The following is a 25,058-nucleotide window of genomic DNA, read 5'->3' on the forward strand; positions in this document are numbered from 1 at the left end:
GGGTAAAATGGGATGACGCCAATGCTTTCATCATCCCACCAGACCCATTCCAGAAAATGGCAGGCGCTTGTCTTCGTGCTGGCAATAGCGTGGTCCTCTGCAGGCATCCTTATTGCAACCGCCATTACGGGCGATTTTGAGAGCCGCCATGCAAGCAGCGTGCTTTTCCTGGCCTCTGGCGCCATGAGCCTGATAGTATTCTTTCAGGAAATGTACGCGTTTTACGTCACAAATAGCAGGAGGATCCTGTGGATGTCTGCAGGGTTCTTTACGCTTGGCATAGGCATGATAGGAAATGCCATAACCACTGGCGGGAGCCTGGATGTCGCCCTTGACTCTTACGTGAGCGCTTCGGAGCTGTTCAGAGGGACAAGCGAATTTGCGGCAGCGATTTTCATCCTGCTTGGCACCTTGCGGTCAGACAAGAGCATCCGCGAGAACATGGAATTCAAGGCATACATCCTGGTCGCCGTGATCATGGTCACCACGGCGTCCATCATAATTTACATCTCGACGGTCCAGGAAAGCCTTTCGGTGCCACTTTACAGCAGCCAGTACGGGTGGAGCCCCTTTTCCCTGTACATAGAATTGCACGTCCTGTTATTTTTTGCGGTAACCTGTACCGTTTATGTCAGCATCCGCAAAAAGAACAACAACAGCCAGATCCTCTTTTGGTTCATCATCGGTTTCGTGCTTTTGACATTCTCGGAGCTGTCCTTTACCATGGACAAGGTTCTCGACCTTGGCGCGTCAAGCTCGCTGGTTTGGGTTGGAAGATTTTTCCTGCTTGCAGGCTTTATGACTTTTGTACTGGGCCTCAACAGGACTCGCTGACAAAGCAGAGATAAGCAGTAAAATCAGTCAGCCAACTATCGTTACAGAGGCATTTTTCGGACTAAAAGCATTAAGCGTGCCCGCATATACTGGTATTGTTAGTTACCAGTTAATGTCATCTTTAAATGTAGATTTAAATAATGGTTCGTATAATCATTTACATACAGAAATGGTGGACGAGGTGCGGTTGGCGGCCTTGGTAGTTATTGTCACCGTAGCCGTACCCGTGTTCCTCATCACAGGCGAGGCCAAGGACCTGCTATCCGGCTCTTCTTTGCCAGTCCCCCGTTCCGCTATTGCGATGTCCGGCGACAATAATTCCTTACTATCATCGTCATCTGTAGAACAACAAAATTTTGCAAAGGACAACCCGGAACAGGCGCTCTATGCCATGTATGACGCCCAGGCAGTGGAAGAACTGGATCGCTGTTTTAGCTCTCCAGAGAAAGGAATGTGCGACGGGTCGGTGGACCTCATAGTCGATAGCTGCAAAAACTCACAAGTGGACCTGGTTGTGTGCCATGATCCAAGGATAGAGCAGCTTGTCGCTTCCAAGAAGGCCTGACATGCAGAGAGGCTGCATCTCGCTTTACTTGGTATTTTCAAAGAATGTCTTGAAGACGCTGATGATCGGGAGGTTGTTGGTGTAAAAGCCGTGTGGTTTTGCCTTGTCGGACTTGCCGCCGCCAAGCAGCATCACTACTATGTCCTTGTTGTCGACCAGCACGAAATCCACCATCTTTTCTTCAATTCCGCTGTTCACTACAATGTTGTTGCCTCCTAGGTTTGTGCCGATGTAGTCCTGCACATTCTTGCACGAGGTTTGCAGGCGTAACGTGATGCCTTTTTTTGCCAGCCCCATCAGATCATCTACGATGCCGGTGTGGTAAAAACTGGCAAACGTCTTTTCGCTGGCAAGCAGCATAATCTCCTCACGCGCATCAAGAATCACCCGTCTGACAGTCGAGATTATGGAATTTTCCCCGCTCAGTATCTGGTAGCTCTCTTTCTCTTCGACAGACGAGAGCGACATGCTGCAGGACAGCCTCTCCAGCATGCTGCAGTAGTCGACCTTGGATTCAGCGAGACGCTGCAATGCCCCGCGGCGTGTCTCGATCAAGTGGTCCAGGGCCTTTTCGAGCGGAAGCGCATAGTATTTCTGCGGCCTGTCAAAAGTGGAAAAGACCACTCCTTTTCGCATGAGGCCGGTTATGTAGTTGTAGATTTCTGTGCGGCCAATGTCGTTGTAGCGCGAAATGTCAGCTGCGGTGGACTCCTTGCGGATTATAAGATAGACAAGAATCTTGGCCTCCTTCACGCTCAGGCCCAGCTCCTGGAGGCCCGCGACCACTTCATCATATATTGCGTAAATTGACGGATCACAGGCTGAAGTGCCAAATTTTTGCAGAAATCCGCTCATCTGTCCAAATATTGGCTCCATTTTTAGGAACTAATTAAGTTAAATCAAAGTATTTAAGCTTGAGCATTTCATGAGATTGAAAAGAGTGGTGCAGAAAGGCTCCTGTACGCGCCAAATATGCGGCGGGGCGGAGAAGGGATCAGTTGTAGAACTCTCCAAGGACAGGCGCAGCAGTCATTTTTTCCTGCCAGCATTTGACGCAATAGTCCAGGCCATCATAAAAGATCTCTGCGGCTTTGTCACACACGCAGCATCGCCCTTCTTCTTCCTCCATGAGGAGCCACTTGCAGCTTTGCACTACCACTACACTGTTTGCAAGTAAAAGCAAAGACATGTTTGTGTGTGCGCTAAAAGGCCCCTGCAAAGGCAGAAAGAAAGACCCGTGCAAGGTCGCCGATGAATACCATTGCCACTAGGCCTGCAAGCATGTACACGAGGAAGGGGATGCCAGGCATGACCCATACGCCCACACGAGATTCAAAGGGCGTATCCTCTGCAGGCTTTAGCGAAAAATCAAATTTCCTGACGCCGCCACAGTTTTTTTCCATCAAGAAAGCAAACCCGGAACCGTTCGAGTGGTGCCCAAGCATGACTGCCAGCGCCTTTCTCGCCGCCGTCTCCCCTTCCATGCCGGCAAAAAGTGCTGACGGGTGCCTTGCCCTGTATCGCGCGTTTTTCACGATGTTGATAACCAAGTGTGCAAAAGACAGCACGGCCGCATTTGAGAGAAGCGCAAGTGGCGACAGGGAGTGAGCTTCTTTTGCAGAGATGCCTTCCAGGACAAGCCTGCCGTCGTACGACGGCAGGATGGCAGCAAAGACTGCCAGCGCAAGGGCGTCGGCTCCCCCAAACAGCCCCGTTCTGTAAAGCAGATAGGAGGCCGCGCCGCCAAGGCCCATCGAGAGCGCGACAATCGGAATGTCCATCCGCGCAAAGTCAAAAAAGTAGAGCACGGCCGCGACGGCTCCAAACGCCATCCACAGGCGATCGTCCACGTGCCGCCGCTTCATGTCCATGGCCGCGGCTATTCCAAACATGCCAAAGGCTACGCAGACACGCACTAGTGCAAGGTCGGCGGCACCATACAATGGTGCTTTTGGTACCGGGTCTGCTGCCTCTTAATGACCTGCATGGACTGGATTTGACGTACGCGCTATATGGCGTGTGTATTTCAAAAACGACACACGCAGTTTTCCTTATACCAGCGCAGAATCCACCATATAACGATGGCAAGGGTTGCCGTAATAGGCGTCGGCGGATGGGGCAGGAACCACGCAAGGGTCATGCACGAGCTGGGCGCGCTTGCGGCAGTATGCGACATGGACGGCTCCCGTGCAAAAGAAGTCGGAGAGAGGTATGGCGCAAGGCACTATGCTTCTCTGGACGAAATGCTGTCTCTGGAAAAAGAAAAGGAGCTTGACGCGTGTCTTGTATGCACCCCGACCAAGACGCATTTCCAGGTTGCAAGAAAAGTCATGGAAAGCGGATTGCACGCGTTCGTTGAAAAACCGCTCTCTTTTTCGGCCAATGAATGCGAAGAGATGGCAGACATGGCAAGGAGGAACAAAGTCGCCCTCACGTCAGGCTACATCGAGCGGTTCAACCCCGCAGTGCGCGAGACCAAAAAGATAATCGCAGACAGGAGGTATGGCGACCTGCTCATGATGGAATTCCACAGGGAAAACCGCATGCCGCCTCACATAAAGGACGTGGGAATCATATACGACACGTCCGTGCACGACATCGACACTGCCATGTACCTGTTTGGCTCAAGGCCGAAAGTGGTGTTTGCCCGCTCGGGAAGAAAGTTCAACCCCTACGAGGACTTTGCCACAATAATGCTAGGGTTTGACGACCAGAAGGTGGCCATAATAGCATCAAACTGGATCACCCCAAAGAAAACAAGGACGTTTAGCGCGGTCTGCACGGACGGCATCATAGCCGGCGACTTTTTGACCCAGGAGGTCCGGATCGACGGGGGAGAATCCACCATAATACCCCGCAGGCAGTTCCAGGAGCCGCTTTTGGCTGAGCTGAGGAGTTTTGTGGACTTTATCGACGGAAGGGCAGAAGCGCCTGCAGTCTCTGCACAGGACGCGACCAGCGTCACAAGGGTCGCAGAGGCGGCCATCAGATCATGCAGCACGGGCCAGCCTGTAAGCCTCGACCTGTAAATTCATTCATCCATCCATGCATGCATACGCAAGATTTTTTTTACTGTCATGCGCGGCAGCGACACAAGAGAAACCACACGCCATCGATTGTTTTCAAAGGATTCCCCGGGATTTCATCACAAATGGCGATATCTTGTCCTTCATCACCGAAACAACATCTGATCCGGACTCTAGTAGCAGCAGGACAAAGAATTTTTGGTTCCCGGCAGCAACGGGCAGTGTGACCCGGGCAACGCCGTCGTGGTACGTCACCGTGTACTGTATGCTGCCCAGCCGGTTCTCAAAGTGAGCCAAAAGTATTGTGACAATGGTCATCTGTATTGCGTATTGCTTGGCCTCTTTTTCGTCAACAAAAGGCGTTTCACGGTAGGTCATGGCAACAATGTCGCCAAGGTGGTCTACTAGAGCGGAGAATATCACAGACGCATCCAGCGCGAGCATCCTTTCACAAAATTCAAGAAACCTGTCTTGGGGAACCATCTGATGATACCTGATCTTTCTAATTTGGCCGCTGCTGCAGCAAGGCGCGTGCAGAATGCGTGAGGAGGTTTTTTGTCACTCCAAGACAGGGCATAAGCATTTGTCGAACGTGGAGCAATGATCTTGGCGGTTAATAAATCAAGTGATGGTATAATGCATGGTGCAGCATTAATTAATTAAGGCATCAGCACCACTGCGAAATGTGAGGTTTACGCTTGCCGACCCCCATGCAAGGCCGCTATCCAGAAAAGAGGTCGCGCAACTTTTTGCAAGGCCAAACCTGCTGAGGATAGCATTTCTTGACGAAAAGGGAGAGGCCATGGTCCACCCCGTCTGGTACTACTACAGCAAAGGAAGGTTCTATTTTGCCACCGACAGGGACGGCAGAAAGGCAGATGTCCTTCGCAAGAACCCCGGCGTCTATTTCCTAGTCGACGAAAACCCGGCAGGCGGGCCGCCGCAGGGCGTCCGGGGCAGGGGCATCGCAAGGGTGGTTGACGACCCGAAATACGCGACCAGAGTCACAAGGCGCAACGTGATGAGGTACCTTGGCACGACAGAGAGCAAGAGCGCCAAGGGAATAATTGCGATGGGCTCAGAGTCGTGCGTAGTAGAGGTAACGCCAAGGACGATGGCGACGTGGAAGTTCTAGCCCACTGCCTTTTTCAGCTCGTCATAGGCATGCCTCACTTCGTCTATGGCGGCCCCGTCCTCAAGCGTGGTGATGTCGCCTATCTTGTCGCCACTTGCAATCGCCTTTAGCAGCCGGCGCATTATCTTGCCCGAGCGTGTCTTTGGAAGCTTGCCGACAAAATACACTTCGTCAGGGGTCGCTATCGGCCCCACGGTCTTGCGTATGTGCTCCACTATATCCTTGCGCAGCGCGTCAGACGCTGCCACACCTTCCTTTGCGACAAGGAACGCGATTATCGACTCGCCCTTTGTCGAGTCCGGCCTGCTTGCCACCGCTGCCTCTGCTATGGCCTTGTGCGCTACAAACGCGCTTTCAAGCTCCATCGTGCCGAGCCTGTGGCCGGCCACCTTTAGCACGTCGTCGGCCCTGCCAAGGAGCCACAGGTAGCCATCCTTGTCCACAAGCGCATAGTCTCCAGGGTAATAGACGCCTTCAAACTTGCTCCAGTAGGTTTTCCTGTATTTCTCGTCGTCGCCCCAGAGCGAAAGGAGCATCCCCGGCCAGGGCTTTCTTACCACAAGATAGCCCTTTGTCCCCGGCGGCACGGGACTGCCGCTGTCGTCGACTACCACCGCGTCGACTCCAGGCACGGGAAACGTTGCCGAGCCGGGCTTCATGGGCACAAAATCGACACCGGTGCACGCAGAGAGCATGATGCCCCCAGTTTCAGTCTGCCACCACGTGTCGATTATCGGGCAGCGCTCCTTGCCTATTGTAGTAAAGTACCACTGCCACACCTCCGGGTTTATCGGCTCGCCCACCGTGCCAAGCAGGCGCAGAAACGAAAGGTCAAACGAGTTTGGTATCGCGTCGCCGTACTTCATGTACATGCGGAGCGCAGTCGGCGTCGTGTACAGTATCGTTGCGCCGTGCTTTTCCGCAACAGCCCAGTACCTGTCCGGCCTCGGGTAGTCTGGCGCGCCATCGTACATGATCTCTGTGATTCCGTGCATCAGGGGCGCGTACACGATGTAGCTGTGGCCTGTTACCCAGCCGATGTCGGCGGTGCAAAAGAATATGTCGCTTTTGTTGAAATCAAAAACCCACTTGGCAGTGGCGTACAGGTGCACAAGGTAGCCAGCCGTTCCGTGCATCACGCCCTTTGGCTTGCCTGTCGTCCCAGAGGTATACAGTATGTAGAGCGGGTGCGTGCTCTCTACCATTTCCGGCGGACAGAACATTGGCGCCTTTTCAATCGCTTCGTGCCACCACACGTCCTTTGGGCCCATCCTCACGTCATTGCCTGCGCGCCGAAACACCACTACATGCTGGACGGAGGGAGTCTGTGCAAGCGACTCGTCCACCACCCTTTTCAGGTCGACAAGTTTTCCCTTGCGAAAGCCGCCGTCTGCAGTCACTATTACCTTTGACTGCGCGTCGTTCACCCTGTCGACAAGCGCCTGCGAGCTAAAGCCCGAGAAAACCACAGAGTGAGTTGCTCCGATCCTTGCGCACGCAAGCATCGCCACAGGGAGCTCAGGCACCATTGGCATGTATATCGTGACCCTGTCGCCTTTTTGCACGCCGAGGCCCTTGAGGACGTTTGCAAACCTGTTGACGTAGCGGTACAGCTGGAAATATGTGAGCGTCCGGGACTCGCCGCTTTCGCTCTCCCAGATGATTGCGGCCTTGTTCTTGGTCTCTGTTGTGACATGCCGGTCAAGGCAGTTGACAGAGGCGTTTAGCAGGCCGCCGGAAAACCAGCGCGCAAAGGGCGGGTTCCAGTCAAGCACGCGGTCCCACTGCCGGTGCCAGTCAAGGCCCCGGGCCTGCTCTGCCCAGAACTTTTCGGGATCTGAAAGTGCTTCTTTTGACATATCCTCCAGCGCCATGCCGGGCCGGACGGTCACCTTGACTTCGCTTGACTCCTCGTACAGCTTTGAAGGCGGGCCTGACAAATATATATACATCAACCAGAGGCCGAATTTGTTTTAAAAATTGATCGCTTGTATGGCAGCCGGAGCGGCAAGGCGCGGCGCGAGCCCCCTCTTCTCCTTTCTCCTCCCACGCACGGCATTAGACGATGATGATGAGGATATTATCATCAGCTCGCGCTGGCCCGTCCGGCGCGACGCGTTGCAGTTTATCAGGCGCTCCACCCTTGCAGTTCTTATCGCAAAGTTGCAGTACAGGTCGCGTATCCTGCGCGTGTCTGAATTAGAGAGGATCACGGTGCACCCAAGGTCGTGCAGGCGCACAAATTCGCTGGCAAGCTCCACGTGGTCTTCCCAGCCAAAACTTTCACGCGTGTAATCTACAAAATTTGCAGTCTTGGTCACCGGCAGGTAGGGAGGATCAAAGTACACGACATCGCCTCTTGCACACAGCCTTGTAGATTGGGTGTAGCTTGCGTGCGCTATGCTCACGCCGTCGCGCGCAAGCACGGCAGCGGCAGAGAAAAGCGCCTCTCGGTTGCATATCGTCGGGCGCTCGTACGTGCCGTGCGGGACGTTGAACCTGCCGGCCCGATTAACGCGAAAGAGGCCGTTGTAGCACGTCCGGTTCAGGAAGATCATCCTTGCCGCCTGCTCGACCCTGCTTCTTGCAGGCTCCAGGTCGCGTACAGAGTAATAGTATTTTTCCCGCCCTGCATAGTAATTTCGCTGGTGCTCTTCCAGTACTTGTACCAGTTCGCCAGTCCTGTCTCGAACCTGCAGGTACACGTTAATCAATTCATGGTTGGAATCTGAAAGCACCGCTTCAAAGCGCGGCCTTGACTGCGCAAGGTGGAAGAACAGCGCTCCGCTCCCAAGAAAGGGCTCAAAGTAGCGGTCAAGCCTTTCAGGGCAGAACCGGGCAAGCATGTGCACGAGACGGCGCTTGCCGCCAGCCCATTTCAGGAAAGGCCCCGCGTTTTCCAAGACATGCGGAGATGCCTTTTCAAGGTTAAAAAAAGCCGTGGTGCAAACAGTACGATCCCGGGCGATCTAAACCCTGACTTGCAGACCTGCCTGTGGCAACCCGTTCCAAAATATACTGATGAATGCTTTTATACATACAATATAGACAATCCTAGAGACTTTTAGGATTTGCCAGACAGGGGCGACAACAGTGTCCAGATAAGCGGAGACAGGCTCAAGGCCCTCCTTGAAAAGGCACTTGCCGTGTTTGGCGACCCGGGCAAAGAGTACATAATGGAAGACCTTGTACGCCACGGCATCAAGTTTGACAGCAGGTCGCATTACACGCTTGCGCAGGTACAGGACGCCCTTTCAATCCTTGGCGAGGACGGCGCGGCGCTCGTCATAGGCAGGGTGCGCAGGGAACTAGAGCGCGCCTAGAGCCGGATAACGTTCTTTGAAGCAAGCCGGATGTCCTCCGGTTTTATCGTCTTTCTGCCCGCGTGCATGGAGAGTTCTGCCGCCTGCTTGGCTATCCTCTCGGCCACCTCCTCCAGAACCTTCCGAAGCTCGTCTGCCGCGTCGTCGCTCACGCGCTCGGCGCCGGACTTTTTCATTATGCGGTACATGGCCGCGAGGCCAAACTCTGGACCTGAAGACACAGGTCAGGGATGGCGGCCGCCTGTTAAAAGTTTTAATTCCTTTTCACAGGCATGCAGCCGCATGTTGCTGCTGTACGACGCGCATGTGCACCTGACAGACGGCGAGTACTCTGGCTACATCAGCCACGTGATTTCGTCGCTTTACGCGATGAAGATCGTCGCGTGCTCTGTCGCAGTCGACCTAGAGACCACGAAGAAGAGCTTTCGGCTGTTCAACGATCACAAAAAAGTCGTAAGGCAGTTTGTCGGCATCCACCCCGAGTTTGCCGCAAGGGAAGACCTCGACAAGTTCGTGCAGGTGGCAAGGGAGAACATGGCGTCAGTTGACGGCATCGGCGAGATAGGACTGGACGGCACGTACGAGGCTGAAAGGGGCGTCCCGTACGGGCGCCAAAAACAGGTGTTCTGCGCCATGCTTGCGCTTGCAGAATCCACAGGCAAGCCGGTGTCGATACACTCGCGGCGCTCCCTTGACGACATACTGGCCATCCTGCCGTCTTACCGGCTACAGGGCGCGCTCTTGCACTGGTTTGCAGGAAGCAAGAAGCAGCTTGCCAAGTCGATGGAGATGGGCCTGTACGTGTCGTACGGCCCGGCGCTTGTCTACTCTGAAGACAAGAAGGTGCTGCTAAAACACACGCAAAGAGATCGCTTTCTTGTAGAAACAGACGGGCCGGTCAGGTATTCGAGGTGCTTTGAGGGCAAGCCGGCGCTTCCCACGTCGTTTCTCCCAAGCGTCGTCGCCTCTGCGGCCGCAGTCCTCGGCGTCACGTACGGCGAGGCCGCAGAGATGACAGCCAGGAACACGGAAGCGTTCCTCGGGTCACAACAATTATAAATTATGTCGCACTCGCCTCCTCTATCCAATGAACCGAATAAAGCGCATTTCCGCCGAGCTCCTGCAGAAGCACCCTGACAAGTTTGGGCTCGAATTTGACGCTAACAAGAAGGCCCTCAACGAGGTGGCCATCGTCAAGTCCAAGGTCCTGAGGAACGAGCTTGCAGGCTATATAACTTCCCACCTCCGCAAAAAGGCGGCGCAGGAAAAGGCGTCCTCCGCGATGGCTGAAGGAGAGGAAGCGGAAGAAGAAGAGACTGAAGAAGAATCGACCGAGTAATAACAATAATGATAAGAATCAGGCTGCTGGGCGGCGCAAAAAAAGCCGTCGGCAGGCCTTCTCTCGACCTCGACAGAAAGCAGGCGTCTGTTTCCGAGGTTTTGACGTTTTTGCAAGGCATCTCGCAGGAGCCAAGGCTTTTGCAGCCAGGCAACCTCATAATAGCGGTAAACGGCGTCGACTCGCAGGCACTGTCCGGCCCTGACACCATTGTCAGGGATGGCGATACGGTGACAATAGTCACCGTGGTGCACGGCGGGAGCAGCAAAAAGAAGTGGAACGTCCTTGTAGCAGGCGTGCGCGTGATAGACAGCAGCAACAGGGACGCAGGCAAGCTGCTTGACAGGCTGCGGGCGGAAAACCCGGGCGTGATGGTGCAGGCGGCCGATGCGGCCGCAGTCTATGGGCGGGACCACGCGCTTGGCGCCCTCGACATCGCCCTTGAAGCGATGGCAAGAAACGTCATGATTGCAAACAGGCCGGAAACAGAGGCGCTGCTGCGCCTTGCATGCACCGACCAGATTGCAGAGGCAATGAAAAGGGCGCGCCTCAGGGAAGGCGCGGCAGGATGCTTTATCGCCTTTTCAACTGACGCGCAGGCACTGAAAAAATTTGGCGAGCAGATCTCGCAGGAATTTGCACTTGACGACTCGGTCATTTCCCAGAGCGACGAAAAAAAGAAGACGCTTGCAAAAACAATCGGCATCGCCTCTCCAGAAGCCGATGACGACAACAGCGAATTCCTTGACTTGCTGCTAGAGCGCGCGGCGATACTGGTAAAGAAGAGCTAGCTGGCTAGTCAGTCTGCCGACTCGCGCTTTGCGACAACAGAGCTAAAGAACTTGTCCGGCGTTACCACAGAGACGCCGGCGTGCCTGCCCACGATTTCAACGAGCACTATCCAGGAAGGGTTTTCAAGGTCTACCTTGCGCTTGACCTCCTGCGCGACATAGTCGATTATTTCGCGCGAGTGCAGGTCGCTGTGGCGCTTTTCAACCATTATCTTGAACGACGCGTCTTCAGGTATCCTTGCCGCCATCGACCCCACCGCGCCAGAAATGTCCTCAAGCTCGGCAGGCACGACCTTCTCTATCGGGAGAACCCGCATCACGTAGCGGATTTCCCACGGCTCTGAGGCCACAAGCCCCTTTAGTTTTTCAACAACTGTCACCGGATGAATCGACGTCTTGGCAAGTATGATTCCCGCGACCCGGGTTACCTCCGCCTCGGCGTCAGGGTCGCCAAAGGCGTCAAGCAGGTCGAGGATCTCGCCAAAAGCGTCTTCCTCGCGGAACCTCGGACTGGAGACTAGCAGGTTGAAGTCGTTCATCATGATGATTGTCCAAGCACCTCTTCAATTTCGCCTGCGCTTATTGCGCCCTGCCGGATGATTCTGGGCGCGCCGGCAGTCGCGATGTCAATTATCGTGGATTCCATTCCGATGAGCGCGCTCTTGTCAACGAGAAGGGCGTCATAGCCTTCCAGCGCCACTTCCTGCGCGCTCTTGGGCGCCGGCCTGCCGGAAGGGTTTGCGCTCGTCCCGACCAGGTACTTGCACATCGACAGCAGGTCCAGCGCGCACTTGTTTGCAGGAACGCGGACTGCAAGGCTGCGCCCGCCGGCCAGGACCCTGTCAGAGATCTTGTGGTCTGCAAGCGGCGCGACGATCGTAAGCGCCCCCGGCCAGAACTTGTCTGCAAGCGCCCTGCCGGCACTGCCCAGCTTTACTATTTTCTCCGCGTCCTCGGTGCTTGCCGCAAGCACGGGAAGGGGCTTGTCCTCCTGCCGCCCCTTTATCTCGAAAATCCGCGCAACGGAAGAGTCGCTGTACGGGTCGCAACCTATCCCGTAGACGGTGTCCGTCGGGAAAACAACCACCCCGCCTTCCTTGACTATTGACGCGCACCGGACCACTCCTTCCGGGCAGTCGAGGATCTCTGTCACGCCACTATTGCAGCCTCACGATTGCTGCCACGTCTTTTGCGGCCGCCTTTTTCAGCTCGTCGCGCACAGCTTTTGCGACGTGCTCTGGTGCGGTAAGGCTTGAAAAGTCCATGAGTTTTACCCCGTCCAGTATGTGCACCTGCGGCGCAAGGCCCCTGCCGCTGTCCCGGTGCTCGTGCAAGATTTCATCGACCCTGTCTGCCACGTCGTCAGGCGCGCCGTTGAATATCGCGGCATTGTCGACAGAGAGCCTGACGCGGCCGTACTTGTCAAGGACGAGCACCGGCTGCTTTTTTGATTTCAGGAACAGCTTTTTCTTGCTCATCTCGCAGGCAAATATGTGGTAGTTCTGCATGTCAAATATTCGCTGGACGCCCTCGCTGACGCCAAACAGCTCGCAGGCAAGAACGTGCGCCTCGCTGTCTCCTATCTCCGGCGCGTTTGCGGTGCCGATGTCAAGCGACACGTTGCCCATCGCAGTCACGCGGAGGAGAGAGCGCTCGCTTATGAACTCTGACTGTATCGTTATCGACTCTGGCAGCGCGCCCCTTTCAAGGGCTGTTTTTTTCACCTGATCGGCAAGTTCGGTGATGTCCTCCGGCCTCGGGTCGTTCACAGTCTTTTCGACTTCTTCGTGGATCATGGCCGCCGCCACGCCTATTGATGAAATGACCTCCGCGTGCTCGGCTATCTTGTGCGACAGCTGCATCTTGCGTGCGACGTACGGAACCAGCACCGACGCGCCGCCTCCTCCCCCTACAAAGACGACCCTCTCGCGTTTTAGCTTGTATTCCTTTACCATCGGCTCGACTATCTCCAGCACCTTCTTTGCAGAAATGTCAAGTATCATGCCTGCCGCCTGCTCCATTGTCGTGCCAAGCCGGGACGCAAGGATGGACAGCGCTATTCTTGCTGACTCGGTATTTGCGCGGGCATAGTCGCCTTCGGGCACAAGGCCGAGCGCGTTTGCCGCGCACGTGTTTGTTATCGCAAAGCGCCTGCCTCCGGCCTCTATTGCGACATAGTCTATTGGGTCGCCTTCTTTTGGGGAAAACGTGATTATCTGCCCGCCTTCAAGCTCGTCTGGCTGCGCAAAGCAAGAGTACGGCAGGCCGGCGATGTGCGCCGAGCGCGGCCCCACGTCTGTTATCTTGCGGCCGGACCAGCGCACGAGCGAGCCTCCGGCGACGCCGGCGACCCGGACGTCAAGGGATCGTATGCATGTGGGATGCTGCGTTATCGTGACGTACCGGATCTCTGGCCGGCCGTCCTTTATCACGCAGACGTTGGTGGACGTTCCGCCCACCTCTACAAAAACGCCGTCGATTACCCGCAAATGCAAAAGCGCCCCGGCGACGCTTGCCGCCGGCCCGGACAACACGGTGATTATGGGCTTGCTCTGAAATGTGCGCATGCTAGTCACGCCCCCGTCGCCCTTCATGATGAGCACCGGCGCGGTGATGCCCTCGTTGCGGACGGCAGACTCGACGAACTTTGCGGTGCCGGTCGCCTTTGGCAGTATGCCGGCGTTGATAGCCGCGGTAAGCGTCCTTATCTCAAGGCCGTAGATGCCGGTCAGCTCGTGGCCGGCAGTCGCCGGCACGTCTGAATTTTGCATGACAAACAGCTCGTTTGACGGGTCGTCGACCCCGTACGCCTCGCTCACCACTATGACCTGCGCGCCTTCCCCCTTTAGCTCGGCGATGGCCTGCCTGACCTGGCCGTCTTCTAGGTATTTTGACGTGTCGAGGAACCGGTAGCAGGTGTGCAGGTACTTGTTTGGCGCAAGCTCGACGTTGCGTACGTTGGTGCGCTTTATCACGTTTGATTTTTCAAGGCCGACTCCCATGCCGACGATTCCGACTTTGGCAGTGTCGCCTTCCAGCAGCGCGTTCACGGCCTGCGTCGTGCTGTGCGAGATTAACTCGATTTCCGAGTTTGTGATGGCGTGCCTCTGCATCAGCGTCTTTAGCGCCTGGACGATTCCCGTGGAGACGCCCTCGCTTGAAGAGTGCGTCGTAGGCACAGTCACCTTGCCGATGATGCTTCCCTTGGCCATGTCAATTGCAACGGCCTTGGTGAACGTGCCCCCTACGTCGATGCCAACCCTGATCCTTCTCGCTGCTGCCTGCATAAGATGTTAGGCAAACCTAACCCCGCCTGCTTGTAATTTAAACCCTGTGCGAAGGGGTTCTGTATAGTTCTCGTCGGGTAGGCTGTGACAATCTGGCTGTAACAAATCGTCGGATGGTGGCAATTTTACTTCATAATGAAAGCAGGCGCCGCGAGACTCTATGCCGCGATTGTAGTCTTTGCTCTGTCGTTATCGGTTGCGATGCTTTATGGTAAGACAATTGACGAGCTTACAAAGTTAATTCTAGTCGGCTTTGTAATATCTTCAGGCATCAGCGTTTTCGTCTTTTTCTCGCGTCAACAAAGAAAGCTATAGCCAATAACGCTATGCCTATTGCCGCGAGTGTATTGAGAGCGTCAGAGCTATTGTTGAAAATTTTGTTAGGATTAAGGTATACTATCGCAGTGAACGCAAACATGATAATCGCATAAGCGACCCATTGTCTTGTTTCCTGTTTCTTGCTGTTTCTATAGACAGTCATCCCAAGTCCCAATACTCCCATTATCGCGCCGAAAACAGGACTCGTTATCTCGGATGACATATGGACAGTCGCTACCGGTACAAATTACCGGGTTAATTATCTGCTTGCTTTGCGGCATTTTGAATCATAGTTATCCACTTGTTCTCTCCTTCGACCTTTATTCCTGCGATCTCTGCTGGTGTGTGGTTTCCTAGACTCTCATGCTCTCTAAAGTAGTTGTGGTAAATCTGATAGCCTGCCAGTACCGGCGTGTCCATCTTCTTTAATCCCCTCATGACTTTTTCTCTGTCTCTAATCTCGCCATTCATTCTCTCCATCTTGTTATTGTTCTTGTCACCTTTCAGGTGGATATGCTGAATGTGCTTTGTGCGTGGTACGGCATGAGTGAAATACTCTCTCATGTACGCGTTGTGAAAGTTGGGCGCTCCATCGCTAATCAGAGTCATAGGCTTTTTGCCCGCAATTTCTCGCCCCTCATTGAATAGCGGCCGTACGTCTTGGGTGTACTTCGTGTCTGCCACCTGCTGCGCTATCCAAAAGCGCGTTTCGTCGTCCATGAGAGCATAAAGATACTTTGTGTTGCCCTTGATTTTGAGGTAAAGCTCGTCCGTTCTCCAGGTGTCAGAGACGTTTGGAGTAATCTTCTCAAGGTACTTCTCCATGAGGCCGACGTACTTCTTTATCCACCTATAGATTGCCATATGGCTAGCCTTGTAGCCTTGGAGCTTGATGAACCGCTGCACGTTCCTAAGAGATTCTCCTGAAAAGTAGAGCTGCATTGCGCCCGTTATCACCTGCGGCGGCGCTCTCATCCCCTCAAATCCTACATTGATAGTGAAATAGCGTTTACAGTCCTTGCAGTTGTACTTTTGAATGTCGCCGTACTTGTTGTGGCGTACGCCATCTCTCACGATGTTTTGAGAATTACAGAAACGGCAGTTAAGAGACGAGATAGGTGCAATGACCTTGACGCTGGCCTGTACCTCTTTGCGCAGCTCTATGCTGTACTCGACAGCCCAGATGTGCTTGCACTTGGCGCCGCGATAGTAATGATCTCTGCAAGCGCATTTCCATCCGCTTTCAGTTGCCACAATCACGTAAGCGCCGTTTCCAGATTGTGACTTGACAGAATAGGTGTGCTCGTCAATCCTTGAGACTGCGCCCTTTGTATGAACAATCTTTTGTGCCTTTTCTTCACGGGTGAGTTGGAACGGTTGCTCGGGTGTCATTTTAGGTGCCTAACTTTACTATGTATTAGGCACCTATAAATACTTTAGGCGCCTACTTTATTAGGCACCTATATGCATGTATAGATTAATGCAGTTACAAAGAAGGCTCAACCGTGTGGTTGGCGACAAAGAATACTCGAAATGGCAGGTGGTAATTCCGCCTGAAACCGTAGAAAAACTGGGCTGGAAAGAGGGTCAGGAGCTAGACGAGCAAGTGCAAGGCCACAAGCTCATACTATCTCCTGTGCCCGATAACAAAGACATGGTTGAACTTGCGCGTCAATCTATGTTGGCGAAGCACAGAAAACCAATTGGTGAAGCATAATGAGAATAGACCCGCCATTTGACAAACAACTGACTGACTGGTACGAACACTCGACCTTCAAGCTTCGCAGATCGGCTCAGGAGATGCAGATATTGATAGATGAGGAAGAAAAGAAGAAGAAAAATAATCAAGGAGACTCTTTTCGGCTTCTAGTATATCAGATACTCAAAAATGATCGCTTATGGATGGCTCACCTCTACGAGGAAATGCACCTTGTATTGTTGATGGCGAACATTCTTTCGGTAGTGGTTTCGCAACTGCCTGATAAGAAAGTCCTTGAAAAATTCAAAACGCAACAACGAGAACTTATAGAAAATGTTCAGAAGAATCGGTCAATGGATGAGTACGGCAAGAAATTCGATACGTGGCTAGAAAGAGCGTTAAAGGATCAGCAAAAAGAGGATGTGATATAATGGACGAGTTTGAGGCTTGGCAGAAAATACTTGCAGCGCGGCAGCGCGTCGCTAGGATGGAAAGACTGAACCAAGAACTGTACGATCATCTAGGCGGAGCTATAATCTACACATTAGAACATGCAAAGAAAAATCACATACCATTGCCAAATAGAGAAGCATTGTATAGGATGATTGAGAGGGCGCACCTTCTCATGAAGGAAATAAACGGCTCATCCGACGAATTGTTACAGCCTGAAAAAAGGAGGTCATCCGACGACAAGTATACAGAACCTTTTTGGCAAACCTTCTAAGAAACAAAGACAGCGTGAAGTTCTCGATGCAAACCGCAGAAGGGGTAAAGCGGGTGAAGAAGAAATTAAGGCCAAGTACGAATGGAATGGCTATGAGGTCGAGCGAACAGGCAGAGGTCATGATTTCAGAGTTAGAAAACGTGACTTTTGGACGGGTCGTGTTACAGAATCAAAAGTTGTAGAAGTAAAGACGGGAAATGCAAAACTATCACCATTGCAAAGAAAAACAAAGAAGAAGAAAAGCAATTACAAAGTAGAACATGCTGATCCTTGGTTCTACTAATTGTCTGCTTTTACCGCGTTTTGGATTACCGTTATCCATTTGTTTTCTCCCTGAACGGCTATCCCTGCCGCTTCCGCTGGTGTTATCCCTTTCAACGCTTCATGCGGGCGAAAATAATTGTGATAGAGTTGGTATCCCTTCAGTACGACGGTATCCTGCTTTTTCAACCCGCGCATGACTTTCTCACGGTCACGGATTTCACCGTTAAACCTCTCCATCTTGTTGTTGTTCATGTCGCCCTTGAAGGGGATGTGCTTGATGTGCTGTGTACGCGGTAGTGTGTGAGTCCAGAACTCCTTTTGGTACGCGTTGTGGAAGTTGCCCGCGCCGTCAGATATGATAGTCGCTGGCTTTTTGCCTGCAATGTCTTTGCCTTCCTTGAACAATGGCCTAACATCTTGAGTGTATTTTGTATCGGCTACCTGTTGCGCTATCCAAAAGCGTGTTTCGTCGTCCATGAGGGCATAAAGGTACTTCGTGTTTCCCTTGATTTTCAGATAAAGCTCGCTTTATCTTTGCAGGGGCTAGTCGCCGGGCCTTCTCGTAAGGACAAACTCGCAGTGGTCGTCGCCTGCAGCTATGCACTTGGTTTCCAGACAGTTGTAGCCTGTTGAAAACGCCCCTTCTGCCAGCCCTGCAAGCAGCCCGGACAGGAAGAAACAGCTTGGGTTGCCGGTCTGGCTTTTGGCCGCCTTTGCAAAGAAACTATCATAGACTTTGACGGTGGCCTTGCGCGGGGGCGTCGCGTCCTTTAGTTTCAACTCGGATACCTCGAACCGGCCCCAGCCAGACATCATGACATAGTACGTAAAGAGGTCAATGGCGTTTCCTTTGGTTTTGGCCCGGGTCTTGCCCTGAAATCCCATGTCAAAGCCGCATTCCAGCCCGAGCTCGTATATCACCAGGGGCCCGGCGTCTTTTAGCAGGTCCAGGATGGAGGACCTTATCTTGTTCCAGAACCTTTCGTTTACCAGTATTGCCCTGCAATTAAACGCGGAATCCTCAATGACTTTGGTTTTTTGGGAAAAGTGGTAGAAAGGATTTTCTGCAGAGCCTACACTAAGGGGGTCAGCGGACCCGTCCGGCATACGAAACTGGCGCACTATGGTACTTGCAGTACATTCTCATATAAGAACTACACTGCGTAAATTCTATTACTTTATCTGGATACAAATAATCTAAAATGCTGAAATAGCGATATATGTATAGATTTTTGAGTATTTTCGCTAATTTCCAAGATTATTACAATGATATCGCTTTAATAATAAGTTATGCCTCTCCTGTAAAGGAGATCACTATGCAATCTCCTATAGCTCTAAGCGAAATAGACCGCAAGATCCTGAAAAGTCTGGTTGCCCCAAATGGCGGGGCATCCTCAAAAACAATGTCAGAGCAACTGGGGATTCCGCAAACGACCTTGCAGCGGCGAAGAAAGAGGCTGGAGGAGTTTACCAGCAAGCATTGTTTTCTCGACCTGAGCAAGTTCGGGTGGAGAAAGGTGGACTTTCTCCTTTCAACCAACAGCGGCAAGACGATGGACATTGCCAAGATTCTGCTTCAGAGAGACGAGGTCATGTACGTAAGCAGGAACATTGGCGAGCGCACGATAGACCTGAGGGTCAAGACAATAGTCAGGACAAACGCAGAGATAGCAAGCCTTCTTGAGATGATAAAGGGCATCGAAGGGGTCAGGGACGCCGTGTGGACGGAAACCGTCCAGGTCATCGGAAAGAAAGACCAGATCCCGGATTCCATCTTGGCGCAACTATAGCAGTGGTGCCAAAAAAACGAATCCAGGCCGGACGTGGCCGCCCTAGCTACTACAGCTCTGCAGTAGCCTTGCCCAGTTCTACCGGGGGAGCTATCGGCTTTTGGCTCAGATAGAACCTGTACTTGTGGTCGACCATCTTGGCAGCAGACACGATGCTTGAATCCAGCGCGTTCTTGGCCACTGACAGGAACATCTCGCTGTCCTTTGGGAGGCAGTGCCCGCCAATCCCTTCCCGGGCCTCCAGGACCTTGATGTTCCACTTTGTGTTTACGGCATTCCTCAATTCGTTAAAGTCGATGCCCGCAGAGTCGCTCACCATCCTCAGCTCTTCTGCAAAGGCGATTTCCACAAAGCGGTACGCGTTTTCCACTATCTTGGACATCTCGGCCACCTCGATGGAGCTCACCTCATGGAGCGGTATGCGCAGCACCTGGCCGTAGAACTTTTTCCCTTCTGCGATGCAGCAGGGCTCGCATCCGCCCAGGACGCGCGTCTGGTTCACGCCGTGGTCCTGCTTTTCAGGGCCATAGTACCTGTGCGGCACGTGCACCACGTGCATCTTGTGGTTCAAGAGCGCAAGCACCTTTCTGGAAGTCCCCTTCGGGATGGTGCTGTCGATTCCCACGAGCGCGCCCTGCTTGCCTTCCGTCGCTATCCTGTACGCGACTTCCATTATGCCGTCAAGGTATGGCGTGAACATGTCGTTTGGCTGGTGGGTGGAGATGCATATCAGGTAATAGTCGTAACCGGCAAAGCTGGAGGCTTTTTTGTCGATTATGCCGTCGTTGATGGCGCGCTCGACTGCCTTTTGAGAGATGTCAAAGCCGTCCACGCGCAACCCAAGCGAGTGCAGGTATTCTGCGTTGCTGTACCCTATTTGCCCAAGACCTATGACGAGTATCTTTTTGTCGTGACCGTTGTTGTTGCTCTCATGCATTGTAGCTTCGCTGCTACTAATCGATTTCCATATGAAAGACTGATGACCGGATTTTCACACGGTGATGCTCCCAAGCAGTCAAAGGCGCCCAGACATGTGACTGTTTTTATCAGATTATTATACAGAAATCCCAGTAACACCCAGAGAAAAGGCCTACTTGACGCAAGTTCAACATCACTCTAGAATAGAAATATGAAAAAAATCAGCCTGATCATCCGCAGAAGGGCTTGAAGATCCCTTGTTGATCAGGCCGCCTGCCGAGTGTGTGTGGTGGTGGTCCTCTAGCCGCTGCTATCGTCGTTCAGGATCTGGCTGGCCGCCAAGGACGCCTTGAGGAAGGCCTTGCCCTTGTCCGTCGAGACCCACCTTCTGTCTTCTTCCCGTATGAGCTTCTTTTCAAGAAGGTACTTGTGGTAGAACTGCAGTTGAGCGTAACTGAGGCGGGATTTGTACATTATCGCAGTCCTACTCTCGGGTTCGTCGAGACCGGAAAGGATCTCCATCAGTATTTCATCTCTGCTGCGGTTTTTCATGTACATGTTTCTAATCAGATTAGAAATAGGCCGGTTCTAAGTGATATGGTCATTTTTGTCGCCAAGAATTGACGAAATAAACGCCGGCAATCCAGATAATGACTGCGGATACCATTTTTGTAGCATAATAGTGGATGCGGCTTTTGTAATTAGCATGCAGTAAAAAGAGCTGCAAGCTGCGGGGTGTTTTACATGCAGGACGCTCATCAACTGCCCTATTTGAGCACGGCTGCATGGCCAGAGCAAGCAGAGGCGCACTGTTTCTATCATATTGGGAATGCTGTCGAGTCCAGCGTGCACCGATTGTTCAAGCTTTTTCCCGCCAGACGGTGCCAGGGTTCAAGCTGGACAGTCACGTTTGTTATCTGCCAATACACACTACCGTAGCCTTGATCAGCGAACTATTGCAGCTTTGTCACAATTTGCAAGTGCCATGGGTGTTGTTTTCAGATTCTTGTGATAAGCGTTAGAGCTGAAACCGCGAAATTTGATTGAAGTTACTGGTCAAATCATGACCCAGAGCTTGACAAAAACCTCATAAAATGCCCATCCTTTCTGCCCTCGGCAGCCAGAAGGACACAAAAAGCAGCTGCATGCGAATAATCACGCAACAACAACAATAACAAGAATATAGAAAACGACAGAGGTACACGCGCGCGCGGGTAGTGCACACGCAGCAGTACTTGCCGGTCAGTCGGATTCAATAACGCGTTCTGCAAAATCGGTGTTTTTGCCCATCGGCTCAATAAGCTCTATCCAGAATACGTTTCCGACGCCATTTATCGACTTCATTTTTTCCACCATGTTGAGCAGCTCGGCGTTGTTCCGGAAGATTATCTCTACCATCAGGTCGGCCGAGTTCTCGCCGAGGATGCGGTTGACGGACTTGACGCCATCTGACAGCGACAGTATCTCCTTCCCCACAGCAGCAGTCATCCCGTTCCTGGTAGAGATGAACAGGGTGGCAGTCCTCCACCCGAACCTTTCCACTTTTAGCGTGTAGGACATTTCAAGGAGGTTGGCCTCCAGCCTCTTGCGCCTGCGCTGCACCGTGCTGAGCGGTATGTCCAGCTCTTTTGAGAGTGTGAGCGACGACACGCCGCCCGTGGACGAAAGCAGCGCTTTTAGGATTTTCTTGTCGACCGTAGAAAGTATTGGTGGGCTGCCAGGGCTGCCGCTGTGGACTTTGGGATACCTTTGCTCAGTAGCGGCTGTTTTGATGTTTTCCAGCAGGCGTGCCAGCGTATTCGTAGGCACAGAACTGAATACGTTGTCTGTGACGCCCATTTCCCGGAATTCGGCAAGGATCTCATCCCTAGAAGTCTTTTTGAACGGCGAAGTCTCGTGTTTTATCATTTCAGCGACATCCTCCTCGCGACCCTCCAGCATACCCTGGTCCACGAAAGGGTTTTTTAGGATCGCCGACGAGTCGTTTTCACGCTTCATGTCTACCAGTAGCCGGCTGTAGATAAAAATCAAACCTCCTTTCCAGGCTGCCTAGATGAGCAAAATAGCCAATATCTTTAATGTGGATAGAGAAAAAAAACCATTTTGTATTTATTATTGTGGTTATCCAGTATGCGCCACGTTAAATAGAATTGGCAAGTAGACGGAACTGTCCAGTGTGACACGACTTTTTGGCATTTATTGTCAAAATACCATAATATAGTGATTAATAAAAGCTTGTTCCGGAAAACACAAGCTTGTCAAGAGCCCCGGAAAACCTGTATATCTAACAGGGCGCAAGACTGGGCGAATAGTCTAACCAGATCTCCACTCAAAATTGAAGCAGATCAGCCACAAACGTGAGGCCAGATGGGCTACAGGGGAATATACTTTCTATAGAAATACCTTCCGTAACATGATACTAGCCAATAGGTGTCAACATGATGGTGTACGCACGCAAGCACAGAGCACAACCTCAGGAGGATTTGAGCAGAGTTGATAGTCCAGCACGAGGCCCATGTCGAGCCAAGCTCGAGATTCGAGATACTAGAGAACCTCGAAAAACTTGGCGTAAACCCCGAGATGCTTGACCAGTTGTCAATTCCTGCGCTGAACCACCTGCTAAAGACGCTCCAGAAGGCAGCAAGTTCCGGCCCGGCCCAGAGCAGGCCGGGAAGGCGCAAGTCGCACGAACTTTCCCGCGTAGTCTCCCCTGCAGACAAGAAAATCCTAAAAGCGCTGCTTTCGTCCACGGGCGGCGTGTCGTCGCTCACACTCTCAAAAGAGCTGGACATACCGCTCAGCACGGTGCAGCGCAGGCGCAAGAGGCTGGAGGCCAACCTCCTTGAAATGTCCTACACGCTAAAAGTGGAAAGGTTCGGGTGGAGGACTGCCACCCTGTTCATCTCTACCAGGAACGGGATGACTGCTGCTGTGGGGAAGGAGATACTGTCCTGGAAGGACAGCGTTTCATGCGTCAGCCGCACGATGGGCGAGAACTCCATCGACCTCAAAGCAGACATTGTATTCAAGGACAACGAAGAGCTGGTAGAAACGATAGGGCGCATCAAGGCCATAGAAGGGGTCGAAAAAGTATCATGGAGCGAGCAGATCAGGGCAGTAGGCCACAACAGCAATTTGATATCGTACATCCTTGACAAGATATGAGGAGAACGGGCGCAGGATATCTTCTGTTTATCTGCGCCAAATTTTATACAACAACAAAAGGATGCTCGCCCAAGCATGCAGTTTCAGCCCAATAAAACTGCAAGTGCATGACTTTACTGGAGTCTTTTCCCGGAAAATCTTCCACCAGTGACCGGTGCGCTGTTATAATTATTATCGAGAATCTCATGCACATATGACACACGCATGCAGGGACATGTGCAACGCGCTCTATGGCAGGAAGGAGAAGAAGATGGGGCGCTACGAGACAGGATGCAAATATTGCATAATTTGCGCCGTCTGGATAAGGATTGACGAGAACTTTTGCCCATGTTGCAGGACTCAATTGCGAACCAAGCCGCGCACGCGCAAAGGAAAAGAGCGCCTGAGGCAGATTAGGTCCTGCCCAATCCCATTGCTGCAGCAGCCAAGCAACCTTGACAATAGTAAGATCCTATCTGTACTCAAGCCGGCAGGGCCGGGCAGGATGACAGTGGCAGCCTCTGCGACCATTCTAGAAACGCCGCATTGACAGAATATATTATTCAAAAAATATATACGATCAAGCCGGTGTTAGTGCAGGAAGAAGATTTTGTAACGGCATGGGCGGTGCAGAACGGGGGAGGGAGTGACACCGCCTATGCCTTTCTTGCGGCTAAAAGCAATGTAGTACAAGTAGTATAAATCCTGCCAAGTAATTTCGTTACCTGAAATTATGCCATTTCCCTTTCATAGAAAACAATTTGGACCGCGCTGCTCTTGCCAGATGCGCAAGAGGCACATCCATTTTTTCCACAAACAATGGCTCTCATTACCAAGAATGCTCGTGCAAAATAGACAACCTGCTTTAATACCTACGAGTCATAGATGCGCGCATGCGAGCATCTAGCGAGATAAAGTGTCCAATCTGCAACAACAAAATGGGCGAAATGAACCCGGATAAAGCACCCCTGTCAAGCACGCTGGTATACACCATAAACAAAGACAGGCGGTTTGCCAGGACCGTCATCTACATGTGCGCAGCCTGCAGGAATATCCAGTCATTCCTTCTGGAAATACCCAGGCCAGAATAATAATAACAACAACAAAGAACGTGCGCGCGCATAATCAGCCTCTCTGCATAAGTATCTCTCTGTAATTTTGCAACGTCGCGCCTTCTTAATCAGTGCAGCATACTTTGCACAAAAAAACCGCCTGGCAGGGGGTTTAGTTGCAGCAGGAACCATGTTACTTGCGCGAATGGAACTTTTGCTTATCAATCTGACGCGTCCATCTGTGTCCACACACACATTGGCCCAGAAAAAAAACTTGCAGAAAAAGGCAGTCATTGCAGGAGGGGTGGCATCGGTGGTGGCGCTTGCGGCTCTGGCCTCGGTGCTCTTTGCGCAGGAAGGAGCCAAACCGGTTGTTCCGTCATCCGAAAATGAGGATGATGACAATAATAATGGCTCCAGCAATAGCAATAACAGCACAGTCACCACCAGTGCTGTCACCAAAACGGCAGCAGCGACTAGCCTTGAATGCCACAACGACCCGTCTGCAGGGACTGCGATGGTTGTTTCTGCCAAGCTTGCCGACCAGTCCAGCGGCCGCGGCATCCCGGGCAAGCAGATGATATTTACAATCCTGCCCGGAAACCCTGTTGCCATATTGCCAACCGATGACTCGGGACAGGCCAGCGTATCTCTGGATGCGTCAGAATTTAGCAAGGAAAGGTCTTCAGTATTCATATTTTTTGATGGCGATGAAGAATACGAGTTTTCATCGTGCAGGATTGACGTTGTAACGTCCCAAGTTCCAACCGATGAGCCTGCCACAAACAGCTGACGATGACGACGACCATTGCTGCCGGTTGCAGGACTATGGTAGGCAGGTGTCCTGAA

General features: G+C 52.4%; 32 protein-coding genes. 16 read left to right on the forward strand and 16 right to left on the reverse strand.

Annotation, left to right across the window (positions count from 1 at the left end):
* The first annotated feature begins 12 nt into the window (after positions 1-12).
* Together NVIE_RS04880 and NVIE_RS04885 are read left to right on the forward strand one after the other, a co-directional pair.
* Positions 13-834, forward strand: coding sequence for an MASE3 domain-containing protein (locus NVIE_RS04880; RefSeq protein ID WP_075054288.1), 822 nt, complete (start codon positions 13-15; stop codon positions 832-834).
* A 169-nt stretch (positions 835-1,003) separates the two neighbouring features.
* On the forward strand, positions 1,004-1,399 hold the full coding sequence (locus tag NVIE_RS04885; RefSeq protein ID WP_144239512.1) for a hypothetical protein: 396 nt from the start codon (positions 1,004-1,006) through the stop codon (positions 1,397-1,399).
* A gap of 24 nt (positions 1,400-1,423) precedes the next feature.
* On the opposite strand, the gene NVIE_RS04890 is transcribed toward NVIE_RS04885, so the two are convergent.
* The 3 genes from NVIE_RS04890 to NVIE_RS04900 all read right to left on the reverse strand — a co-directional run bounded on the left by NVIE_RS04890 (position 1,424) and on the right by NVIE_RS04900 (position 3,315).
* Positions 1,424-2,185 carry a TrmB family transcriptional regulator gene (locus tag NVIE_RS04890; RefSeq protein ID WP_158435099.1) on the reverse strand — a complete coding sequence of 254 codons (762 nt, stop codon included), beginning with the start codon at positions 2,183-2,185 and terminating at the stop codon, positions 1,424-1,426.
* A 208-nt stretch (positions 2,186-2,393) separates the two neighbouring features.
* Positions 2,394-2,558 (reverse strand): hypothetical protein, encoded by a 165-nt coding sequence (locus NVIE_RS15295; protein WP_158435100.1) that lies wholly within the window; start codon positions 2,556-2,558, stop codon positions 2,394-2,396.
* Between the two features lie 43 nt (positions 2,559-2,601).
* Positions 2,602-3,315 (reverse strand): A24 family peptidase C-terminal domain-containing protein, encoded by a 714-nt coding sequence (locus NVIE_RS04900; protein WP_144239513.1) that lies wholly within the window; start codon positions 3,313-3,315, stop codon positions 2,602-2,604.
* Between the two features lie 165 nt (positions 3,316-3,480).
* Between NVIE_RS04900 and NVIE_RS04905 the strand changes: the two genes are divergently transcribed.
* A complete protein-coding gene (locus NVIE_RS04905; RefSeq protein ID WP_075054293.1) occupies positions 3,481-4,428 on the forward strand; it encodes a Gfo/Idh/MocA family protein in 948 nt (315 codons plus the stop codon).
* 93 nt (positions 4,429-4,521) lie between these two features.
* Here the strand turns inward: NVIE_RS04905 and NVIE_RS04910 are convergent, their stop codons facing one another.
* Entirely contained in the window at positions 4,522-4,908 is a 387-nt protein-coding gene (locus NVIE_RS04910) for a hypothetical protein (RefSeq protein WP_075054294.1), read from the reverse strand.
* A gap of 202 nt (positions 4,909-5,110) precedes the next feature.
* On the opposite strand from NVIE_RS04910, the gene NVIE_RS04915 reads away from it, so the two are divergent.
* Positions 5,111-5,560: a pyridoxamine 5'-phosphate oxidase family protein gene (locus tag NVIE_RS04915; protein ID WP_075054295.1), complete on the forward strand. Its 450-nt coding sequence runs from the start codon at positions 5,111-5,113 to the stop codon at positions 5,558-5,560.
* Here NVIE_RS04915 and acs read toward each other — a convergent pair.
* Together acs and NVIE_RS04925 are read right to left on the reverse strand one after the other, a co-directional pair.
* Positions 5,557-7,434: an acetate--CoA ligase gene (acs, locus tag NVIE_RS04920; RefSeq protein WP_075055997.1), complete on the reverse strand. Its 1,878-nt coding sequence runs from the start codon at positions 7,432-7,434 to the stop codon at positions 5,557-5,559. The two genes, NVIE_RS04915 and acs, sit on opposite strands and share 4 nt — an antisense overlap.
* A gap of 99 nt (positions 7,435-7,533) precedes the next feature.
* Positions 7,534-8,463 carry a DNA adenine methylase gene (locus NVIE_RS04925; RefSeq protein ID WP_075054296.1) on the reverse strand — a complete coding sequence of 310 codons (930 nt, stop codon included), beginning with the start codon at positions 8,461-8,463 and terminating at the stop codon, positions 7,534-7,536.
* 168 nt (positions 8,464-8,631) lie between these two features.
* On the opposite strand from NVIE_RS04925, the gene NVIE_RS04930 reads away from it, so the two are divergent.
* Positions 8,632-8,883 carry a hypothetical protein gene (locus NVIE_RS04930; protein WP_075054297.1) on the forward strand — a complete coding sequence of 84 codons (252 nt, stop codon included), beginning with the start codon at positions 8,632-8,634 and terminating at the stop codon, positions 8,881-8,883.
* Here the strand turns inward: NVIE_RS04930 and NVIE_RS04935 are convergent.
* Positions 8,880-9,104 (reverse strand): histone family protein, encoded by a 225-nt coding sequence (locus tag NVIE_RS04935; RefSeq protein WP_227717480.1) that lies wholly within the window; start codon positions 9,102-9,104, stop codon positions 8,880-8,882. The genes NVIE_RS04930 and NVIE_RS04935 overlap by 4 nt on opposite strands.
* Before the next feature lie 61 nt (positions 9,105-9,165).
* Here NVIE_RS04935 and NVIE_RS04940 point away from each other — a divergent pair, with 61 nt between their 5' ends.
* From NVIE_RS04940 to cgi121, 3 genes are read left to right on the forward strand one after another with little or no spacing between them, the layout of a single operon-like run.
* Positions 9,166-9,942: a TatD family hydrolase gene (locus NVIE_RS04940; RefSeq protein WP_075054298.1), complete on the forward strand. Its 777-nt coding sequence runs from the start codon at positions 9,166-9,168 to the stop codon at positions 9,940-9,942.
* 28 nt (positions 9,943-9,970) lie between these two features.
* Entirely contained in the window at positions 9,971-10,222 is a 252-nt protein-coding gene (locus NVIE_RS04945) for a hypothetical protein (RefSeq protein WP_075054299.1), read from the forward strand.
* Positions 10,223-10,230: 8 nt separating this feature from the next.
* Positions 10,231-11,013 (forward strand): KEOPS complex subunit Cgi121, encoded by a 783-nt coding sequence (gene cgi121, locus NVIE_RS04950; protein ID WP_075054300.1) that lies wholly within the window; start codon positions 10,231-10,233, stop codon positions 11,011-11,013.
* Positions 11,014-11,021: 8 nt separating this feature from the next.
* Here cgi121 and NVIE_RS04955 read toward each other — a convergent pair whose 3' ends face one another.
* The 4 genes from NVIE_RS04955 to NVIE_RS04975 form a co-directional block, all read right to left on the reverse strand.
* Entirely contained in the window at positions 11,022-11,555 is a 534-nt protein-coding gene (locus NVIE_RS04955; protein WP_084790631.1) for a THUMP domain-containing protein, read from the reverse strand.
* Positions 11,552-12,166 (reverse strand): L-threonylcarbamoyladenylate synthase, encoded by a 615-nt coding sequence (locus tag NVIE_RS04960; RefSeq protein ID WP_084790632.1) that lies wholly within the window; start codon positions 12,164-12,166, stop codon positions 11,552-11,554. The genes NVIE_RS04955 and NVIE_RS04960 overlap by 4 nt, the downstream gene beginning before the upstream one ends.
* 4 nt (positions 12,167-12,170) lie before the next feature.
* On the reverse strand, positions 12,171-14,300 hold the full coding sequence (locus tag NVIE_RS04965) for a hydantoinase/oxoprolinase family protein (RefSeq protein ID WP_075054302.1): 2,130 nt from the start codon (positions 14,298-14,300) through the stop codon (positions 12,171-12,173).
* 573 nt (positions 14,301-14,873) lie between these two features.
* Positions 14,874-16,010 carry a DDE-type integrase/transposase/recombinase gene (locus NVIE_RS04975; protein ID WP_227717481.1) on the reverse strand — a complete coding sequence of 379 codons (1,137 nt, stop codon included), beginning with the start codon at positions 16,008-16,010 and terminating at the stop codon, positions 14,874-14,876.
* A 115-nt stretch (positions 16,011-16,125) separates the two neighbouring features.
* Between NVIE_RS04975 and NVIE_RS04980 the strand changes: the two genes are divergently transcribed.
* The 3 genes from NVIE_RS04980 to NVIE_RS04990 are packed head-to-tail and all read left to right on the forward strand — an operon-like array spanning position 16,126 to position 17,041.
* Positions 16,126-16,335 carry an AbrB/MazE/SpoVT family DNA-binding domain-containing protein gene (locus NVIE_RS04980; RefSeq protein ID WP_144239515.1) on the forward strand — a complete coding sequence of 70 codons (210 nt, stop codon included), beginning with the start codon at positions 16,126-16,128 and terminating at the stop codon, positions 16,333-16,335.
* On the forward strand, positions 16,335-16,748 hold the full coding sequence (locus tag NVIE_RS04985; RefSeq protein ID WP_075054305.1) for a hypothetical protein: 414 nt from the start codon (positions 16,335-16,337) through the stop codon (positions 16,746-16,748). Before NVIE_RS04980 ends, NVIE_RS04985 begins: the two co-directional genes overlap by 1 nt.
* On the forward strand, positions 16,748-17,041 hold the full coding sequence (locus tag NVIE_RS04990) for a hypothetical protein (protein WP_075054306.1): 294 nt from the start codon (positions 16,748-16,750) through the stop codon (positions 17,039-17,041). The genes NVIE_RS04985 and NVIE_RS04990 overlap by 1 nt, the downstream gene beginning before the upstream one ends.
* 279 nt (positions 17,042-17,320) lie before the next feature.
* Here the strand turns inward: NVIE_RS04990 and NVIE_RS04995 are convergent, their stop codons facing one another.
* Both NVIE_RS04995 and NVIE_RS05000 read right to left on the reverse strand, forming a co-directional pair.
* A complete protein-coding gene (locus NVIE_RS04995; protein WP_084790633.1) occupies positions 17,321-17,821 on the reverse strand; it encodes a DDE-type integrase/transposase/recombinase in 501 nt (166 codons plus the stop codon).
* Between the two features lie 27 nt (positions 17,822-17,848).
* A complete protein-coding gene (locus NVIE_RS05000; RefSeq protein WP_075054308.1) occupies positions 17,849-18,412 on the reverse strand; it encodes a V4R domain-containing protein in 564 nt (187 codons plus the stop codon).
* 209 nt (positions 18,413-18,621) lie between these two features.
* Here NVIE_RS05000 and NVIE_RS05005 point away from each other — a divergent pair, with 209 nt between their 5' ends.
* On the forward strand, positions 18,622-19,095 hold the full coding sequence (locus tag NVIE_RS05005; protein WP_075054309.1) for an Lrp/AsnC family transcriptional regulator: 474 nt from the start codon (positions 18,622-18,624) through the stop codon (positions 19,093-19,095).
* Positions 19,096-19,144: 49 nt separating this feature from the next.
* On the opposite strand, the gene NVIE_RS05010 is transcribed toward NVIE_RS05005, so the two are convergent.
* The 3 genes from NVIE_RS05010 to NVIE_RS05020 all read right to left on the reverse strand — a co-directional run bounded on the left by NVIE_RS05010 (position 19,145) and on the right by NVIE_RS05020 (position 22,011).
* Positions 19,145-20,032 carry an NAD(P)-binding domain-containing protein gene (locus tag NVIE_RS05010; RefSeq protein ID WP_075054310.1) on the reverse strand — a complete coding sequence of 296 codons (888 nt, stop codon included), beginning with the start codon at positions 20,030-20,032 and terminating at the stop codon, positions 19,145-19,147.
* Positions 20,033-20,313: 281 nt separating this feature from the next.
* Entirely contained in the window at positions 20,314-20,571 is a 258-nt protein-coding gene (locus NVIE_RS05015; protein WP_084790635.1) for a winged helix-turn-helix domain-containing protein, read from the reverse strand.
* Between the two features lie 684 nt (positions 20,572-21,255).
* Positions 21,256-22,011 (reverse strand): Lrp/AsnC family transcriptional regulator, encoded by a 756-nt coding sequence (locus NVIE_RS05020; RefSeq protein WP_075054311.1) that lies wholly within the window; start codon positions 22,009-22,011, stop codon positions 21,256-21,258.
* A 495-nt stretch (positions 22,012-22,506) separates the two neighbouring features.
* Here NVIE_RS05020 and NVIE_RS05025 point away from each other — a divergent pair, with 495 nt between their 5' ends.
* The 4 genes from NVIE_RS05025 to NVIE_RS05035 all read left to right on the forward strand — a co-directional run bounded on the left by NVIE_RS05025 (position 22,507) and on the right by NVIE_RS05035 (position 25,002).
* Positions 22,507-23,178 (forward strand): Lrp/AsnC family transcriptional regulator, encoded by a 672-nt coding sequence (locus NVIE_RS05025; RefSeq protein WP_075054312.1) that lies wholly within the window; start codon positions 22,507-22,509, stop codon positions 23,176-23,178.
* Between the two features lie 193 nt (positions 23,179-23,371).
* Entirely contained in the window at positions 23,372-23,707 is a 336-nt protein-coding gene (locus NVIE_RS05030) for a hypothetical protein (protein ID WP_144239516.1), read from the forward strand.
* Positions 23,708-24,050: 343 nt separating this feature from the next.
* Positions 24,051-24,248 carry a hypothetical protein gene (locus NVIE_RS14770; protein WP_144239517.1) on the forward strand — a complete coding sequence of 66 codons (198 nt, stop codon included), beginning with the start codon at positions 24,051-24,053 and terminating at the stop codon, positions 24,246-24,248.
* A gap of 217 nt (positions 24,249-24,465) precedes the next feature.
* On the forward strand, positions 24,466-25,002 hold the full coding sequence (locus NVIE_RS05035; protein WP_075054314.1) for a hypothetical protein: 537 nt from the start codon (positions 24,466-24,468) through the stop codon (positions 25,000-25,002).
* Positions 25,003-25,058 lie beyond the last annotated feature (56 nt).

It is taken from the genome of Nitrososphaera viennensis EN76, from assembly GCF_000698785.1.
GTDB lineage: Archaea > Thermoproteota > Nitrososphaeria > Nitrososphaerales > Nitrososphaeraceae > Nitrososphaera > Nitrososphaera viennensis.

Excerpts from the sequence above, each read along its gene's own strand:
- NVIE_RS04880 (WP_075054288.1), top strand. The coding sequence starts at position 13 with ATGACGCCAATGCTTTCATCATCCCACCAGACCCATTCCAGAAAATGG.
- NVIE_RS04885 (WP_144239512.1), top strand. The coding sequence starts at position 1,004 with ATGGTGGACGAGGTGCGGTTGGCGGCCTTGGTAGTTATTGTCACCGTA.
- NVIE_RS04905 (WP_075054293.1), top strand. The coding sequence starts at position 3,481 with ATGGCAAGGGTTGCCGTAATAGGCGTCGGCGGATGGGGCAGGAACCAC.
- NVIE_RS04910 (WP_075054294.1), bottom strand. The coding sequence starts at position 4,908 with ATGGTTCCCCAAGACAGGTTTCTTGAATTTTGTGAAAGGATGCTCGCG.
- acs (WP_075055997.1), bottom strand. The coding sequence starts at position 7,434 with ATGGCGCTGGAGGATATGTCAAAAGAAGCACTTTCAGATCCCGAAAAG.
- NVIE_RS04940 (WP_075054298.1), top strand. The coding sequence starts at position 9,166 with ATGTTGCTGCTGTACGACGCGCATGTGCACCTGACAGACGGCGAGTAC.
- NVIE_RS04945 (WP_075054299.1), top strand. The coding sequence starts at position 9,971 with ATGAACCGAATAAAGCGCATTTCCGCCGAGCTCCTGCAGAAGCACCCT.
- cgi121 (WP_075054300.1), top strand. The coding sequence starts at position 10,231 with ATGATAAGAATCAGGCTGCTGGGCGGCGCAAAAAAAGCCGTCGGCAGG.
- NVIE_RS04955 (WP_084790631.1), bottom strand. The coding sequence starts at position 11,555 with ATGATGAACGACTTCAACCTGCTAGTCTCCAGTCCGAGGTTCCGCGAG.
- NVIE_RS04965 (WP_075054302.1), bottom strand. The coding sequence starts at position 14,300 with ATGCAGGCAGCAGCGAGAAGGATCAGGGTTGGCATCGACGTAGGGGGC.
- NVIE_RS04975 (WP_227717481.1), bottom strand. The coding sequence starts at position 16,010 with ATGACACCCGAGCAACCGTTCCAACTCACCCGTGAAGAAAAGGCACAA.
- NVIE_RS04985 (WP_075054305.1), top strand. The coding sequence starts at position 16,335 with ATGAGAATAGACCCGCCATTTGACAAACAACTGACTGACTGGTACGAA.
- NVIE_RS04990 (WP_075054306.1), top strand. The coding sequence starts at position 16,748 with ATGGACGAGTTTGAGGCTTGGCAGAAAATACTTGCAGCGCGGCAGCGC.
- NVIE_RS05000 (WP_075054308.1), bottom strand. The coding sequence starts at position 18,412 with ATGCCGGACGGGTCCGCTGACCCCCTTAGTGTAGGCTCTGCAGAAAAT.
- NVIE_RS05005 (WP_075054309.1), top strand. The coding sequence starts at position 18,622 with ATGCAATCTCCTATAGCTCTAAGCGAAATAGACCGCAAGATCCTGAAA.
- NVIE_RS05010 (WP_075054310.1), bottom strand. The coding sequence starts at position 20,032 with ATGCATGAGAGCAACAACAACGGTCACGACAAAAAGATACTCGTCATA.
- NVIE_RS05015 (WP_084790635.1), bottom strand. The coding sequence starts at position 20,571 with ATGTACATGAAAAACCGCAGCAGAGATGAAATACTGATGGAGATCCTT.
- NVIE_RS05020 (WP_075054311.1), bottom strand. The coding sequence starts at position 22,011 with ATGAAGCGTGAAAACGACTCGTCGGCGATCCTAAAAAACCCTTTCGTG.
- NVIE_RS05030 (WP_144239516.1), top strand. The coding sequence starts at position 23,372 with ATGACACACGCATGCAGGGACATGTGCAACGCGCTCTATGGCAGGAAG.
- NVIE_RS14770 (WP_144239517.1), top strand. The coding sequence starts at position 24,051 with ATGCGAGCATCTAGCGAGATAAAGTGTCCAATCTGCAACAACAAAATG.